The 16,697-nt window shown below is 46.5% G+C and carries 14 protein-coding genes and 1 other annotated feature; of the genes, 2 read left to right on the forward strand and 12 right to left on the reverse strand.

Features of this window, described 5'->3' with window-relative positions:
* Positions 1-95: 95 nt before the first annotated feature.
* The 7 genes from NLBNIHML_RS06305 to NLBNIHML_RS06335 all read right to left on the reverse strand — a co-directional run bounded on the left by NLBNIHML_RS06305 (position 96) and on the right by NLBNIHML_RS06335 (position 4,834).
* Positions 96-320: a hypothetical protein gene (locus NLBNIHML_RS06305; protein ID WP_339235248.1), complete on the reverse strand. Its 225-nt coding sequence runs from the start codon at positions 318-320 to the stop codon at positions 96-98.
* A 63-nt stretch (positions 321-383) separates the two neighbouring features.
* On the reverse strand, positions 384-1,037 hold the full coding sequence (locus NLBNIHML_RS06310) for a flagellar brake protein (RefSeq protein ID WP_339235250.1): 654 nt from the start codon (positions 1,035-1,037) through the stop codon (positions 384-386).
* 148 nt (positions 1,038-1,185) lie between these two features.
* The gene (ypeB, locus tag NLBNIHML_RS06315; RefSeq protein ID WP_339235252.1) at positions 1,186-2,532 is read right to left on the reverse strand and encodes a germination protein YpeB; all 1,347 of its coding nucleotides are present in this window, start codon (positions 2,530-2,532) and stop codon (positions 1,186-1,188) included.
* 121 nt (positions 2,533-2,653) lie between these two features.
* Positions 2,654-2,824, reverse strand: a complete 171-nt coding sequence (locus tag NLBNIHML_RS06320; protein WP_167350887.1) for a hypothetical protein — start codon at positions 2,822-2,824, stop codon at positions 2,654-2,656.
* Between the two features lie 115 nt (positions 2,825-2,939).
* Positions 2,940-3,635 carry a glutamic-type intramembrane protease PrsW gene (gene prsW / locus NLBNIHML_RS06325; RefSeq protein ID WP_339235254.1) on the reverse strand — a complete coding sequence of 232 codons (696 nt, stop codon included), beginning with the start codon at positions 3,633-3,635 and terminating at the stop codon, positions 2,940-2,942.
* 43 nt (positions 3,636-3,678) lie between these two features.
* Positions 3,679-4,293: a genetic competence negative regulator gene (locus NLBNIHML_RS06330; RefSeq protein WP_076209900.1), complete on the reverse strand. Its 615-nt coding sequence runs from the start codon at positions 4,291-4,293 to the stop codon at positions 3,679-3,681.
* Positions 4,294-4,480: 187 nt separating this feature from the next.
* A complete protein-coding gene (locus tag NLBNIHML_RS06335) occupies positions 4,481-4,834 on the reverse strand; it encodes a hypothetical protein (RefSeq protein WP_339235257.1) in 354 nt (117 codons plus the stop codon).
* 94 nt (positions 4,835-4,928) lie between these two features.
* On the opposite strand from NLBNIHML_RS06335, the gene NLBNIHML_RS06340 reads away from it, so the two are divergent.
* Positions 4,929-5,822: a polysaccharide deacetylase family protein gene (locus NLBNIHML_RS06340; RefSeq protein ID WP_339256155.1), complete on the forward strand. Its 894-nt coding sequence runs from the start codon at positions 4,929-4,931 to the stop codon at positions 5,820-5,822.
* Positions 5,823-5,868: 46 nt separating this feature from the next.
* Here NLBNIHML_RS06340 and NLBNIHML_RS06345 read toward each other — a convergent pair whose 3' ends face one another.
* Genes NLBNIHML_RS06345 through NLBNIHML_RS06355 form a run of 3 tightly spaced genes read right to left on the reverse strand, consistent with a single transcriptional unit; the run spans position 5,869 to position 7,738 of the window.
* A complete protein-coding gene (locus tag NLBNIHML_RS06345) occupies positions 5,869-6,669 on the reverse strand; it encodes a metallophosphoesterase (protein WP_494354027.1) in 801 nt (266 codons plus the stop codon).
* Between the two features lie 26 nt (positions 6,670-6,695).
* Positions 6,696-7,148, reverse strand: coding sequence for a hypothetical protein (locus tag NLBNIHML_RS06350; RefSeq protein WP_494354028.1), 453 nt, complete (start codon positions 7,146-7,148; stop codon positions 6,696-6,698).
* Complete coding sequence (locus NLBNIHML_RS06355) at positions 7,145-7,738, reverse strand: CPBP family intramembrane glutamic endopeptidase (protein ID WP_494354029.1); 594 nt, start codon at positions 7,736-7,738, stop codon at positions 7,145-7,147. The genes NLBNIHML_RS06350 and NLBNIHML_RS06355 overlap by 4 nt, the downstream gene beginning before the upstream one ends.
* Positions 7,739-8,073: 335 nt before the next feature.
* Positions 8,074-8,304: a binding site (T-box leader), on the forward strand.
* 199 nt (positions 8,305-8,503) lie between these two features.
* On the opposite strand from NLBNIHML_RS06355, the gene serA reads away from it, so the two are divergent.
* Positions 8,504-10,099 (forward strand): phosphoglycerate dehydrogenase, encoded by a 1,596-nt coding sequence (gene serA / locus NLBNIHML_RS06360; RefSeq protein WP_253438670.1) that lies wholly within the window; start codon positions 8,504-8,506, stop codon positions 10,097-10,099.
* A 304-nt stretch (positions 10,100-10,403) separates the two neighbouring features.
* Here the strand turns inward: serA and NLBNIHML_RS06365 are convergent, their stop codons facing one another.
* Together NLBNIHML_RS06365 and NLBNIHML_RS06370 are read right to left on the reverse strand one after the other, a co-directional pair.
* The gene (locus tag NLBNIHML_RS06365; RefSeq protein ID WP_494354030.1) at positions 10,404-15,089 is read right to left on the reverse strand and encodes a BclA C-terminal domain-containing protein; all 4,686 of its coding nucleotides are present in this window, start codon (positions 15,087-15,089) and stop codon (positions 10,404-10,406) included.
* Between the two features lie 194 nt (positions 15,090-15,283).
* Positions 15,284-16,681, reverse strand: a complete 1,398-nt coding sequence (locus tag NLBNIHML_RS06370) for an ATP-binding protein (protein WP_339243132.1) — start codon at positions 16,679-16,681, stop codon at positions 15,284-15,286.
* Between the last annotated feature and the right edge of the window lie 16 nt (positions 16,682-16,697).

Here is a 16,697-nt window from a genome sequence, read left to right on the forward strand (position 1 = left end):
TCCTCCTCAAACGATAAACCTCAATAAAAAAACAGGCATTGCCTGCATCGTGAAAATTATACCACACTCTACACATGGATGCAAAAACAGACAAATCAGCGCTGCCCGTACTCATTCACCATTTGCAATTGAACTGGCGTTCCTTCCAGACGGTCAATAGTGGTCAAATTCTTTTTGAAGCCTGGTACCAACAGCAGTAATTGATACACCACAAGCAGGATTAAAAGGCCTGTAATCAGAATCGTAACCCGTCGTTCCATTCGTCTGGAGAAAACATAATAAAGTCGTTCATATCTGCGGGTTGCATGACGATAATTCAAGACAATTCCTCCGTTTTTTACATTACAGTGCCCGCAGTTCCCTCTATTTATGCCACAACATTCCTATTTCGTGCGATAGTCCAGTTGCCGTTCGAAACAAAACTTGATAATTTTCTGGCGCTCCGAATCTGAGATCTGCACAAATTTCAGCATGCATAGCTGTCTGCCGGTTTCCAGGGTTTTGATCCGCACGACTTCAGCTTCAAAATTCACATGTTCTATGATTGAATTCCGGTATGGAACAAGCAACCAGCATTTCAATTTTTGACCTTCAGCTATTGGAAACCCTGATTCGCCGTAGATGGACAATCCACCGCCACCAATATCTTCAGTCAATCCGACGGCACGGGTCAGATCTTCACTCTGGATGGCCAATTCGAGATTTGCATGAACACGAAGAAAGCTACGCCTTTGTATTTTGGATATATCGCTCGCAAGCGGTTTGCGTATACGAACAAGACGAACCACATCTTCTTCAAATCCTGTGACAAAGGTATTAAAATAATGTCTGACTCCATCTTCCGTAATGTATGAAATGGACAGTTCCTCTCCGAAAAAAAGTCTTTTCAGACGGCTGCTTCCTTGTTGCATTGGGACCTCAATCAGAAAACTGCTGTCATCCATATCTGCAATGCGTGATTTGTACTCTTTGTGTTCCTCTTTTTCATCTGCAGAAGCAATCTGGATGAATAAAATTTCATTTATTTTAGGAAACAAGCTGTTCACCGCCACTTTATGTATTTATCTTCGTATGTACAAGGACTATTATACCATGACCTTTCTCACATTGAACAAGAAAAAAACAGACCACATCGTGGTCTGCCGCAATTATTCGCTCAACTTAAAATTGAGATTATCCATCTTTTTATGAGGTTGCATTGACCGGTTTGATCTCTTCAACCGCTTCTTCTATTCCTGTATTCGCATTAATGTATATCCGGTAACGAGAACCGTTAATTTTCCCTCCGAATTCATAACACAATACTTCTTTGCTGTAATCATTCTCAATCAGAGATTTTCGTACATAATTTTCTTCAAAGTCTGAGTTGAGCTTTTGACGTGCCTGTTGCTCCGTAAGTGTTGCTTTCGGAATTTTGCGCTTGTCATTATGTTCATAGACAAAGTCACTCGCCTGAAATCCGGTTACTTCTCCTGTATCCAGTCCTACACGAACTGACATTTTCTCAGGATAGATCAAGGTGTCCCCTTGCTTACGCACGTAAGTAAGGTTACCCAAATTACCAAATTCATCGTAATTGACGGCTTTCATATCTTTGTAGCCTTTATTCGTTAGAAATTGATCTGCTTTTGCCATGGCATCCTGACGAGATACTTTTTTGGTTCCAATCGGACGTGTATCACTATAAGAGATAAGCATCCCCCCATTACGGGTGAAATCCATCATCAGTTTGCCATTGTTGGCATGATCGACCGTCGCAGTATACGATTCCCAGTCCGTTCCTTTACCGTTTTCCTGCACCTTAATTTTGCTGCTGTCCGCATCAGAGAATTTTGCAGCCTTGCTCTGAATCTGTTCTTTGGTCACCGGCATGCCGTCCAGTTTCTTGACTGTTCGTTTGGCATAGATATTGGATACGGAAGGACCCCAATCAAGCTCCGGGTATTCCTGCACCTTTTTATTCACTGTACGAAAACCGTCAACGATCGTGTTGTCCATGGATTGCTCTTGTGTTGCCATGGCAGTCTCCGCGTCCATCCAGCGCAAACGGTCCGTCAGCACTTTCTGCTGTACATCCTGCAGATTCTTGGTAATTTCGGATGAATTCTGATACAGCTTTTTCAAGTTGCCCATTTCCTTCTCACTGAGCGGCTCGTTCGTCAAGTCACGCATCGACGCCCGATAGGCAAAGTTGGAAATGCGCGAGAGGAATTCCTCTGTCTCGTTAAATGGCAGCATGGTGAGTGGCAGCTGGTTAATCTCATTCTGTGCTTCACTGGTGAGTCGCCATACATTCATCAAACCTTTGCGGTGCATTCCCTGTGATGTGGAGTGAACCGCCAAGGTGTTGCCAATCTCCGAATGCAATTTATCCATATGAAAAGATAAATCGTGAAAGGCACGCTGATATTGGTTCTCTGCCTTGATCAGAATCGCATTCTTCTCCTGATTCTCCTGATAGCCCCACACGAGCGCACCGACCAGCAGAACCGCAAATATCGGAAACATAACTGAACTTAAACGTTTATACATCGGTAGAGTCTCCTTTCTTCTAAACCACTACCTCTATTGTGGATCGAAGAAAGACCTCTTATGCATGCGATTTCCAGTCCTTACACAAGCAGGCTGCTGAAGTACCGTTAGGGTCCTGCTTTTAATTCAACTGAACCCCAGTTGCCATGCCCTCTTCTTCAATTTCGAACTGGTCTCTGTTATCACAGAGGCACTGCTTGAATCCCGTCTCAATTCGGCCCCGTTCTTTCTTGCCACGTAATGTAAAACGTTCACCACATTGTTTGCATCTGATTTTAATTTTAATTCTCATCACAGTTAATCTCCGTTTCTGTTGGTCATTCCCCGGAGTATATTTCGCAAAAATAAAAACACACCGGAGCCATAGGCGCAATATGCGCTTTATGTCCACCAGTGTGTCCGTATTTTTATAATTTAACCTCTTCCTCCCGCTTCACAAAACGAAAAGGAGAACGGTTATTGGCACGTGTGATTTTACCCATTGCCCCATACCACAGGCCCGCCATTAGCGGCGCTATAAACCATAACCAATAATTCACCATGGTGTTCATGATGACATCGTATAACGCATGCCAGAAAAAAGGTAACACAAGGGAAAGAACCAGGTACCACCGCTTTTTCTTGCCACCGATAAACTTGGCCTTGCCCATGTAATAACCCATGATTACCGCAAACATAGCGTGCCCTGATACAGGAAGCAACGCCCGGAGAAACATAGCTGAGACGGATGCATTCCCCGCAAAGGCATACAACACATTCTCAACTGTGGCAAATCCAAGCGAGACAGCAACTGCATATAAGATCCCGTCATACGGTTCATCAAATTCGGTGTGATTGTAGATGATATGATAAAGCACGAACCATTTGATGAATTCTTCCACGCCACCTGAGATCAGAATGGACTCAACATAAGGATTATCTCCGAGCCACATCATCATGCCACGCTGAATGATCATCACTGGCAATACCATGAGAATTCCCATGAGGAACACTCGCAATACCATATGAAGTGGCTCATAATCATAACGGTCTTTCAGGTAAAAGTATGTTAACAAGGCGAGACCCGGAGCAACTGCTGCCGCTAAGACCGAAAACAAAAGCACCGAAATTCCCTCCTCTGACTAAAGACGCGATTACAACTAGAGATTAATCCTGGCGTTTGAAGTGGGTGCAGATAACATCAATCGCTTGTGCAGGAATAACAACTTTACCATACTCTTCCATAACTGCCGGAGTCACTGAGGAGCCTTCACCAAATTCAGCAAGCAAGGCAATCAATGCCGCATGTTTGGTGGAATCAACCTCATCTGGCTCCAAATGCAAGAACCACTTGTCTTTATAAGAATAAAGTCTCCCAGCATCCGTAACATGCTGACGCAACATATGTGCAGCTTCAATGAGCACTTCAAAGTCCTTGAACGCATAGACGATGGAATCGCTTTGCTCGAGTGTAACTTCCATTTCATATACTTCTTCAGGAAGATCATCTTCATGACCTGAACCATATTGTTGCGGATCATATTTTCCACGTGTGACAATGACAACCATCCCTTGAGCGGGAAGTGCGAATACTTCGACAGCGAGTGGACCCGTGGCATCAAATCCAAGTTCGGAATAGGCCTGATCCATCATTTCAGTGAACAGTTCATGAACCTTAGGTATTTCCTGCCACATATCTTCTTTTTGTATTCCGCGCTCGCTCAGATCGTCAAAGGTCAGGAAAATCCGTATCTTATCGTGACTTAGTCGTTCTATTTTCATACAGGATCTCCCCTTTATAAGCAAGTCTTATAACAGATTATGAAGCACAAAACAATATGTGCTGAAAATAAATCTATGTAGTTATGTTATCATTTTATACCTCTAAATGCACGAAGTAAAATCGACAAAAAAAGAATCATTCCACAGCCAATCAAGACTGTGGATGATTCTAATTGGAGGTTTTGGTTTATAAACCCGGTACTGTTGTGTTTGTTTGGCTTAAAATTTGCTCAACTTCATGCTTCACATCTGGATTAGTGCGAATAAAATCTTTGAGCATACTCATATTCGCTTCTTTTTCCTGTGGTGTGATTGCTCTTGCGCTCTTTGCCACTGGATTTTTGTGTGATTCACCATGTTGATTTTGCTTGCTTGTGAACCCATCCATACCCGGGAAAGTCATCTCCATCATCTTATGTTTTGCCTGATCCATCATGTTTCGTGATGAACCCGATGACATCATGGGCAATTTGCCTTTGGACAGCCATGAACTGGCTGCAACACCAATCACAATGCCCCAAAAAAAGGATGACGTCTTCATTACACCAACCTCCTTCAAGTGTTAAAATCATATTTAGTGTTTGCGGTAGTGAGCAATCTCATTCCGCATAAATACAGGAAAGCGAGTTGAAATCATGTTCAGACATACAGCCTCCCTGATTATTGCTGCAAGTTTGCTGCTGTCAGCCTGTGGGGTAGCCGAAGAAAAAACATCAGAAAATTCCACATCAGCAGGCGAATCCACCACGATTCAAGAAGAACAAAGTAATTCTAACCCGGCTGAAACAGGAGAATCCGGAACCAGTGCCCCTGAACTCCCAGCGAATGATACAACTGTGACTGAAGAAGAAACCGAATCTTCGGGGAAGGTTTCTTCAGAAGAGAAAGTGGAAAAGACCTATCATATGAATGAAAATTATTATATTAAACCGAACGATGATACAAGCCAAAGCAAAGTGGTCTTGTTAACGTTTGATGATGGACCTAAAGAAGAAAAAATGATTACCTCACTAATCGACACTCTTGATAAACACAACGCCAAAGCGATATTTTTCGTCAATGGATATCGGGTGAAAAGTCATCCGGAATTGCTCAAACTTATCCACGAACGGGGTCAGATTGTAGGCAATCATGCCTGGGATCATGAGGATCTCAAAAAAATGTCTAATGCTGAAGCGGCAAAACAGGTTACAGATGTCCAAAAAATAGTGAAGGATACCATTGGTGAAGAACCGCAATTCTTCCGCCCACCTTTTGGATCGGGTAATGATGCACTGAAAGCTGCTGTGAAGAAAAATGGCATGTTATATATGACATGGTCTAATGGTTCCCTTGATTGGGATAAAAGCACCAAAGACAAACCGGAAAAAGTCATTCAAAATGTAATGGACCAGTTAAATCCAGGAAGTAATATTTTGATGCATGAATTGCCATGGACGGTTGAAGCATTGGATGAGTTGCTGACCAAGCTCGAAAAGAAAGGCTACGCATTTGTCGATCCGCGTGCAATCGAATTGGAAGCTCGTTAAATCCTTATTTCTCGCATCAAAAGTTAAACAGCCTTAATCCAATGGATCAAGGCTGTTTCTCTGTGAGTGCTTTTTCCGCGGGCACTCTTAATGTGATGATATGCATCTCCGCAGGACAACCTAGTCGGAGAGGAAGATGATTCGTACCGTATCCTCTGCTGACCAGCATTTTACCTTCTCGATGAACGTCCTCCGGATTGCGCTTCAGGGAGTACCACCCATTCGATATGGGACGATACGCTTTACTAAGGAAAACGGGTCCAAAAAATGGTAATACCAATTGCCCGCCATGTGTATGACCACTTAAAATAAGATCTGCATTTTGCTCCAAGCGAAGGGCCTGCAAAGGATCATGAACAATCGCAATTTTGCAAAAACTGTCGCCGATCTGCTCTAACAATTCATCGCCCTGTCTGGAACGATAATCTATACCGATCAGGCTTAATCTGTCGTTGCCCCTTTGCAGATATTCCACATTATCCTGCAAGAGCTGAACGCCCGATTGCTGAAGAATACGAGCAAGTTGAGTGGTACCAGCCCGCTTGTCATGGTTGCCATACACGGTAAAAGAAGGAGCAATGTTCGATAAGAGTTTCATATTATGTCTTACTAGAGACCATGAGATTCCTCTTTCCGCAACATCCCCACCGATCAGAACCCAGTCCACCTTGTTTTTAAAGTTTGCCAGATCCTTCTGCTTTAGCTTGCGCTTATGAGTGTCGGATACATACAAAATCATGGCCCCATCAAAGGATGTTGGCAGATGAGGAACATCGACCTCTTCTTCAATCAATTGATGAACATGGGCTTGACGCCACATATGAGAGAGTAGCAAAATTCCAATCAAAATGATTAATCCTGCGAGTAATAACATTACCACGGCAAGGGAAGGAACGTATTCAGAGCGGGGGCCCCTTTTACTCCCCACCAAACCAGACTAATCGTTAGCATGACAAAAATAAAAATGAGTGAATTGACAAACCTCTTGCTCAATTTTAAACGACGTGAAGGATGTAATTCTGTCCGTGTAGGAAGCGAACCCGCTTCGGGGATCGATTCTTCTGTCGATTTTGGCGTTTTTTTGGAGCGTGATGGTGCCCTTTGAGGAAGTACTGGACTTTCCAGCTTTTCTGTATAAGGCTTGCGCTGTGATCTAGGTAAAGTAACGGAAGTAATTGGTGTAATTCCGCCAACCTCAGCAGCTGCTGCTGTTTCAGCAACGATGCTTACTTGAGAAGCCATCTCTCGCTCGGATGTCTCTTTTTTATCCGATTGACGATGGCGCTGACTGCCATATGTCTTCATTCTACTTAATGGCTGATTCATGATCCCCTCCGAAAACGTATCGCTAATCCGGACACCAAATCAATAATAAAGTGACATAATATAGGCGCCCATAATGTGCCGGATTGCAGGTAAATCCAACCCAATCCATAACTTGAGACAAACACCCAGCCTGTTGGAATCCAGTGGCGCAAATAACGAATGTGGATAACTGCAAATAAAATACTTGTCCAGTAAGGACCGATGGCATGTTGAATGGCTCCACGGAATAATAATTCCTCACACACAGCAACAATGGCTGCTATACATACAATGTGCCAGATCGGACGTCCACGGAACAACATCTCGTTAATTCCACCGTCATCCATGCTATCCTGAGGTATAACATACGACAGTACCAAGTCCATAACAAGCATAATGCCAGCAAGACCAAGACCCCACCATACAAATTGGTAATTGTCAGGCCATGCGAGTACATCTAACAAGTTTCGTTTTTGCAATAAGACCCACACAACTCCGATAATCAGTGTCAGACCTTGAGTAAAGTATAGATTGATTAAAAGCAAACGCTCGGTGAGCTGCTGTGGCTCAGCCTTCTGAATCTTGAACTTGGGAAACTTGAATTTTTTCATCGGATGCGTCTGTCCTCTTGAGTTAAATTTGATGGATAACAATTACGTTGTCCAATCGGATAGTATACTAAATCATAGCCAAAAAACCAAATAGGTTCAAGGCCTGCCCCAAGTCCTGGTTTTGCGTCAGTGACATTACTTCATTATAGCAGTAAAATCCGATTCACCAAACAGCTTACATTCCATCTTCTTGTAGTAGATAGAATAAGGAATGCATTGCTTATGGTGTCTTGGTATAGGTAAGAAGCGAAAGCCATCTGCGAAACAATTTAAAACATTTAAGCCTATTGACATGCTCATGTCAGCCATGATACATTATGAAAAAATTAGTCACGTTAAACACGATGATGGAAAAAAGACGTTGCTTCGTCTTACAGAGAGCCGATGGTTGGTGTGAATCGGTGGCAGGCAAATGGTCTTGAGCGCTCCTGAGTTATTGCATTGAAATTGGAGTAGGTGCAATCGGTTTAGACCCGTTATCCTCTTCGGTCTTCATTGACCGCTAAGACTGTCGTTGCGAAACGGCGGTGAATTAGGGTGGTACCACGACAACTCTCGTCCCTTATTGCGCAAGCAGTATGTGGATTGAGAGTTTTTTGATTTATTTTAATGGATATCTGTGGAATCACTCTATTTGCTTCACCTTCCCCCTCTGTTGCGACACCGCGTTGTTGGGCGGAAGAATCAATCTGGTTTTAAGGAATACCTCTTCCCTGAGGTCAAACCTTGACGATATAGATACACATACCTAAGGAGGAAGAAACCATGTACAAAGTGTTAGTGTCGGACCCAATCAGTGATCTCGGTATCCAGCAACTGGTGGATGCAAATGATGTTGTTGTTGAGAAGAAAACCGGTCTTAGTGAAGATGAACTTGTTGCCATTATTGGTGATTATGATGCCCTCTTGGTTCGTAGCCAGACTCGTGTTACAGATCGTATTATGACGGCGGGTACCAACCTTAAAGTGATTGGACGTGCAGGTGTTGGTGTAGATAACATTGATCTGGAAGCTGCTACACAGCGCGGGATCATCGTTATTAATGCACCTGATGGCAATACCATCACAACCTGTGAGCATACGTTTGCCATGATGATGGCATTGGCACGACACATTCCTCAGGCATACGCCAAGACTATTCAGGGTACGTGGGATCGTAAAACCTTCCTGGGTGTGGAATTAAGAAATAAAACGCTAGGTGTACTGGGTATGGGACGAATCGGTAGTGAAGTTGCCAAACGCGCCAAAGCATTCGGAATGGACATCCTTGCATACGACCCGTTCCTGACGGAGGAGCGTGCCGAGAAGCTGCAAGTGAAGCTGGCTAGTGTAGATGATATCATTCGTAATGCGGACTTCATGACCGTTCATACGCCATTAACACCGGAAACACGGCACATGATTTCACGTCCACAATTCGAAGTTATGAAAAAAGGCATGCGTATCATCAACTGTGCTCGTGGTGGTGTAGTTGACGAGATGGCACTTGTGGAAGCAATTGACGAAGGCATTGTTGCTGGAGCAGCATTTGATGTATTTGAAAGTGAACCACCTGCTCAGGACCATCCATTCCTGAATCACCCTAGCATCATCGTCACACCTCACTTGGGTGCATCGACTGTTGAGGCACAAGAAAACGTGGCAATTGACGTTTCTGAACAGGTTCTTCACATTCTGCGCAATGAACCTTTCAAGAACGCAGTTAACATGCCGGCTGTTGCACCAACCGTAATGAACAAATTGCAGCCTTATTTCAAATTGGGTGAAACATTGGGAAGTTTTGCAGCACAGATTACACAAAATGCAGTGCAGGAGATCCGAATCGACTATGCTGGCGAACTTTCTGAAGTAGATACATCGCCTCTTACGCGTTACATTGTGAAGGGTATTCTCGCCAGACATTTGGGTGGGGAAGCCAACATCGTCAACTCCATGCATTTGGCCAAAATCCGTGATCTGAATGTGGTTGTAAGCCAAACCTCTGCAACCAAAGGATTCACTAACCTGATTACTGTAACATTGGTTACAACTCAGGATGCTGAGGAACGCCGTGTAGCAGGTACATTGCTTGCAGGTTATGGAGAACGTATCGTTCGTCTGGACAAATTCCCGGTAGATATCGCTCCGGAAAGTCATCAAATCTTGATCTCACATAACGATAAGCCAGGTATTATCGGTCGTGTAGGAACACTGCTTGGACAAAACGATGTCAACATCGCATCCATGCAGGTTGGACGTAAGATTATTGGTGGTGCAGCCATCATGATTCTGACCGTAGATAAAGCTGTGCCAAAAGACGTGCTTGTGCAGCTTGCTGCGCTGCCTGAGATCAATACTGCTGTTGAAATCGTGCTGGAATAATCATACGTATTATAAATGTAAAAGAAAAGACGGGACCATCATGGTTCCGCCTTTTTTTGTCGCGAATTAAATGAAGTTTTCATTTACATTTTCAAGTTAAATTTGATAATGGTGAGTGATACTTCTGGCCGTGCACTTTCGGTTGCCCCAAACACCTGTTGTTTGATTGACCACTATCTGGAAAGAAAGAGAAACCCGAGTTATAAAAACGATTTGGGTTTCTCTGGATTCTGATGCACCAATCCCGTAATGAGTCCCTCTTCTTTTGCCCATTAGTGATTCATCTTAAGACGTTATCAGACGATTAACTTAACTGAATAATATTTAGTGTAGATCCTGGAGGAGAAAGAATAGCTGTGCCAACAAGCCCGAATAATTGTAACTGTATTGTTGAACCAGCTGTAACGGTAACCATAAAGTCAGACTGAAGCTGACTGAGAGAAAGTGCTGGAGATACTACACTCGCTGGAATAGCTGTACCATTAAGTAAAACCCGAGATTGAATAGCAAGTGCAGCTGTCAGATTTATTTTGTATGAGATGTAGTAACGACCTGCATTGGCAAGTGTGAAGGTGTCATTTGTCCCATTGACGGTTATACCTGTGCCGATATTTTGGTTATTCGGCAATGGAACGAGTGTACCTCCCAATATTACAACAATCGTACCATTAGTGTTCTCAGCAAAAGCAGAGTTAGATGTTACAGATGTTCCGGTTGCACCGGTAGCTCCTGTTTCACCAGTCGCACCCGTTGGTCCGGTACTTCCTGTTATGCCGACTCCCGTGGCTCCGGTTATACCTGTCGCTCCTGTTCCCCCAGTCGCGCCCGTTACTCCCGTACTTCCCGTTACGCCGACTCCTGTGGCTCCTGTTTCACCAGTGACACCCGTTGGTCCGGTTGTACCTGTAGCTCCTGTAACCCCAGTCGTTCCGGTCGCCCCTGCAAGACCCGTTACTCCACTTACTCCCGTTTCACCAGTAGCACCCGTTATACCGGTACTTCCTGTTATGCCGACTCCTGTGGCCCCGGTTATCCCTGTCGCTCCTGTTTCCCCTGTCGCACCCGTTGGTCCAGTGCTTCCCGTTATACCAACTCCTGTGGCTCCGGTTATCCCTGTCGCTCCTGTTTCACCAGTGGCACCCGTTGGTCCAATGCTTCCCGTTACACCAACTCCTGTGGCTCCGGTTATCCCTGTTGCTCCTGTTTCACCAGTTGCACCCGTTGGTCCAGTGCTTCCTGTTATGCCAACTCCTGTGGCTCCGGTTATCCCTGTCGCTCCTGTTTCACCAGTGGCACCCGTTGACCCGGTACTTCCTGTTATGCCAACTCCTGTTGCTCCAGTTAACCCTGTCGCTCCTGTCTCACCAGTGGCACCCGTTGACCCGGTACTTCCTGTTATGCCAACTCCTGTTGCTCCAGTTAACCCTGTCGCTCCTGTCTCACCAGTGGCACCCGTTGACCCGGTACTTCCTGTTATGCCAACTCCTGTTGCTCCAGTTAACCCTGTCGCTCCTGTCTCACCAGTGGCTCCCGTTACTCCCGTACTTCCCGTTATGCCGACTCCCGTGGCTCCAGTCACACCTGTCGCTCCTGTTTCACCAGTGACACCCGCTGGTCCAGTGCTTCCCGTTACACCAACTCCTGTGGCTCCGGTTATCCCTGTCGCTCCTGTTTCCCCTGTCGCACCCGTTGACCCGGTACTTCCTGTTATGCCGACTCCTGTTGCTCCAGTTAACCCTGTCGCTCCTGTTTCACCAGTGGCTCCCGTTACTCCCGTACTTCCCGTTATGCCGACTCCCGTGGCTCCAGTCACACCTGTCGCTCCTGTTTCACCAGTGGCACCCCTTGGTCCAGTGCTTCCCGTTACACCAACTCCTGTGGCTCCCGTTATCCCTGTCGCACCCGTTGACCCGGTACTTCCTGTTATGCCAACTCCTGTTGCTCCAGTTAACCCTGTCACTCCTGTCTCACCAGTGGCTCCCGTTACTCCCGTACTTCCCGTTATGCCGACTCCCGTGGCTCCAGTCACACCTGTCGCTCCTGTTTCACCAGTGACACCCGTTTCTCCGGTACTTCCTGTTACGCCGACTCCAGTGGCCCCCGTTATACCTGTTGCTCCTGTTCCACCAGTGACTCCGGTTAGCCCTGCCGTTCCCGTCGCTCCTGTTTCCCCAGTTGCACCGGATGCCCCTGTGTCTCCAGTACTGCCGGTTACGCCAACTCCTGTGGCTCCCGTAACACCCGTTGCCCCTGCGCCCGCGAGCAACGTAAAATCCGGTGAAGTCCCTGGCGTTCCCGTTGGTGATGCCACATTCGCGATATACGTACTTCCATTAAACGTTACGACCTGACCGACTGGATACGTCGGCGCAACTGCTGGATCGAACGGCACCACTCCCGTGAGTCCTGCACCCGTAACACCCGTTGCTCCGGTATTCCCTGTCACTCCAGCTCCCGTTGCACCTGTCACACCTGTTGCTCCCGCACCCGCAATTAATGTGTAATCTGGTGATGTACCCGGTGTGCCCGTTGGAGATGCAAGATTGGATATATACGTACTGCCATTAAACGTTACTACTTGACCCGCTGGATACGTTGGGGCTACGGCTGGATCAAATGGCACGAGGCCACTCAAACCTACGCCTGTCGCTCCTGTTACACCTGAAGTCCCTGTAACGCCGGTACTTCCCGTTACCCCAACTCCGGTGGCTCCGGTAACTCCCGTCGCTCCTGCGCCTGCAAGCAACGTATAATCTGGCGACGTGCCCGGCGTGCCCGTTGGTGATGCCACATTCGCGATATACGTACTCCCGTTAAACGTTACAACCTGACCCACTGGGTACGTTGGGGCTACCGCTGGGTCGAATGGTACGATACCACTCAAACCTGCACCTGTCGCTCCCGTTACACCTGAAGTCCCTGTAACGCCGGTACTTCCCGTTACCCCAACTCCGGTGGCTCCGGTAACTCCCGTCGCTCCTGCGCCTGCAAGCAACGTATAATCTGGCGACGTGCCCGGCGTTCCCGTTGGTGAGGCTACATTGGCAATATACGTACTGCCATTGAACGTTACAACCTGACCCACTGGGTACGTTGGGGCTACCGCTGGGTCGAATGGTACGATACCACTCAAACCTGCACCTGTCGCTCCCGTTACACCTGAAGTCCCTGTAACGCCGGTACTTCCCGTTACCCCAACTCCGGTGGCTCCGGTAACTCCCGTCGCTCCTGCGCCTGCAAGCAACGTATAATCCGGCGATGTACCCGGCGTTCCCGTTGGTGCAGCTACATTGGCAATATACGTACTCCCGTTAAACGTTACAACCTGACCAACTGAATATGTTGGAGCCACGGCTGGATCGAATGGCAAAATGCCTGTTAGTCCTGCCCCGGTTGCTCCCGTTACACCTGAGGCACCTGTGGCTCCTGTAGGTCCTGCTCCTGCAAGCAATGTATAGTCTGGCGAAGTCCCTGGAGTACCCGCAGGAGAAGCCACATTTGTTATATACGTACTGTCATTTAAGGTAACAACCTGACCGGTTGGATACGTTGGAGCTACTGCAGGGTCAAACGTAACTGCACCATCAAGGCCTATGCCCGTAGCTCCAGTCGAACCTGTAACTCCAGAACCTGCTAGCAGTGTATAATCTGGTGAACTGCCGGGTGTACCTGTTGGTGATGCCACATTGGTAATATAAGTACTTCCCCCAAATGTGATGATCTGTTCAGCGGGATAGGTTGGTGCTAATGCCGGATCGAATGGCACGATACCACTTAAACCTACGCCTGTGGCCCCGGTTGCTCCTGTCGTTCCTACACCCGTGTCTCCCGCAGCCGCAAGCAGCGTGTAATCCGGGGAGCTTCCTGGTACTCCTCCAGGACTTGCAACATTCGTAATATAAGTACTCCCGTTGTACGTAACAACCTGACCGGTTGGATATGTCGGGGATTGAGCCGGATCAAAAGAAGTTATTCCAGTTAGGCCTACACCAGTTGCACCGGTGTCCCCTGCAGCCGCAATTAATGTATAATCTGACGAAGTTCCCGGTGTTCCTAGAGGACTGGCAACACTTGTAATGTACGTACTCCCGTTATACGTAATTATCTGACCGGCTGGATAACCCGGGGCAAGCGCTAGATCAAATGCTAATGCACCCGTTAAACCAGCTCCGGTTGCTCCTGTAGCTCCGGTCGTTCCTCCCGCCAACAAAAGAGTGTAATCCGGGGAACTCCCGGGTATACCCAACGGACCGTTTACATTAGCAACATAAAGATTCCCCTCATAGCTTACTACCTGACCCTGAGCATATGTCGGTCCAAGTGCTGGATCATATCCGGTAATATTGTTTAAACCTATACCAGGTGCTCCTGCCGGACCCTGTGCTCCCTGTGGGCCAACTGGTCCTACTGGGCCGATTGGTCCAATTCCTCCTGCCGGTCCAGTAGCACCTTTCACCCCGGGAACACCCGGAACACCTGGTACTCCTGGAACTCCCTGTGGGCCAGTTGGTCCGGTAGCTCCTCCGTTTCCAAGAGTTGTCGTCGCCCGACTTAAGGATAACGATATCGAACGGATTAACCCTACGAATTTATCTTTTTCTACAGGTGGCACTTCAAGAAGTAACGTCACACTCAATAAATCATCTAGTAAATGTTGCAAGTTACCTGCGAGATTAATTAAAGGAACAGGAATAACCTCTGAGCCTGCAATCGTTAATTCCAGTACTGCTTGTAATTCTGCTTTTACCCCGGCACGAAATCCGGATTCATTTACAAATGTAAGTAACGGGCGTAATCCATTCTGTAATGCTAGTATATTGGCTGAAGTCGGCTGGCCGAGTGCAGCTGGAATAGTCACAGCGAGAGAACGCAGTATGGATTCAAATTGCTCCTGTTCTTTAGTGGTTATGGGAATAAACGGAGAGCCCGCTCTAAAAGATCTGCCTTCCAGAAAAGCTTTAATATTGACCCTTTTTCGATCATCGGACATGCTTAACTCAATCCTCCTCTATCTTGCTTGCTTTTCAAGCTTATGTAACATAGGAAGGAAAATTATCTTGGACACTCTTTTAAGTCAAAAATAAAAAAAAATCATGTTCCACGATGAACAAGATTAAACGGTACTCTTCAACAAAAAACACCCTCCGTAAGAGGGTGTTTCCGCACTTTTTGTATGAAATCAGGCTATTTCGATGAATCCAAGGGAAATTGTAAAATAAACTCTGTTCCTTCGCCAAGCACACTGTTGACGGTAATCATGCCTTGATGCGCATCAACAATATTTTTCACAATCGCTAACCCAAGCCCTGTACCTACACTTTCTCCCCGAACACGAGCCTTGTCTGCTTTGTAGAATCGTTCGAAAATAAATGGCAAGTCGGATGAAGGGATACCTACACCCTGATCCTTCACTGAAACTCTAACGAATGGCGCACGAAGATAAGTGACCCGCTCTGCCGAGATCATTACATTTTTGCCAGTCGGCGTATGCCTGAAGGCATTATCCAGCAAATTCGTAAAGACTTGCTCAAGTCGATCCTCATCTGCCTGTTGAAGTTCAATGGTTGGCTGTTCACATTCGAAGTGCAGTTGAATTCCCTGTTCTTTCGACCGCACTGAGAACTTCCGGTATACACGCTCAAGTAGTTCCCCAAGGTCAACTTCCTTCATCACCATGTCCGTGTGTCCAGCTTCCATCCGAGCCAGATCAAGCAGGTCTTTGACCAATCTGCCCATTCGCAGGGACTCATCATGAATAACCTGGATAAGTTCTTCGCTCTCTTCCGGTGAGGTTGCCATACCGTCCAGTAGGGCTTCACTGTAACCTTGCATCATGGATAGCGGAGTTCGTATTTCATGAGATACATTAGCCACAAAATCACGCCGCATTTTCTCCAAACGCACTTCTTCTGTTACATCTCTCAAGACAGCCACAGCGCCTCTGACAACACTGTCAGCATACAGCGGTGCCATCTGGACAGACCAAACGCCTTGCTGTACATGAACATTGGAGTTCTGATCCCCACCTTGCTCCATCACCATTCTGAACAATGGAAGAAGGGGCTCAGGTACATCACGTGAAGACTTGTCAAACTGTTCAGAATCTTTTCCTTCGTCCACTTTCGCCCAATCCAGATCATACCAAGTCTGCATGATCTTCTCTCCTGGCGGATTCGTCAGAATAACTTTGCCTTCACCATCAAATGTAACCACCGCATCGGTCATGCTTCGAAGCACACTAGCCAAATGTTCCTTCTCATGGTTAAGGTTTCGAATATTATCTTCCAGTTGGGCAGCCATATGATTAAAAGTATTGGCCAATTCACCAATCTCATCACTCGTTACCAGGGAGAGACGTGTTCCGTAGTTGCCTTTGCGAATCGCATTGGCTGCCTGAATCAATTGCTGCATAGGCTGCGTTATTTTGGTGAATAGGAACAATGCAAAAAAGGTAGTTAAACTGAATCCGATAATACAGATATAGGTGAACAACCGTTTAATATCTCTGGACTCGGATTCTGCAAAGTTCGTATCAATGTAGGGCAGCAAAAAAAGACCCAGCGCTATAAGTACACAACCCACAAGGCAGATAATAGTG

Source organism: Paenibacillus sp. JNU01 (assembly GCF_059130585.1).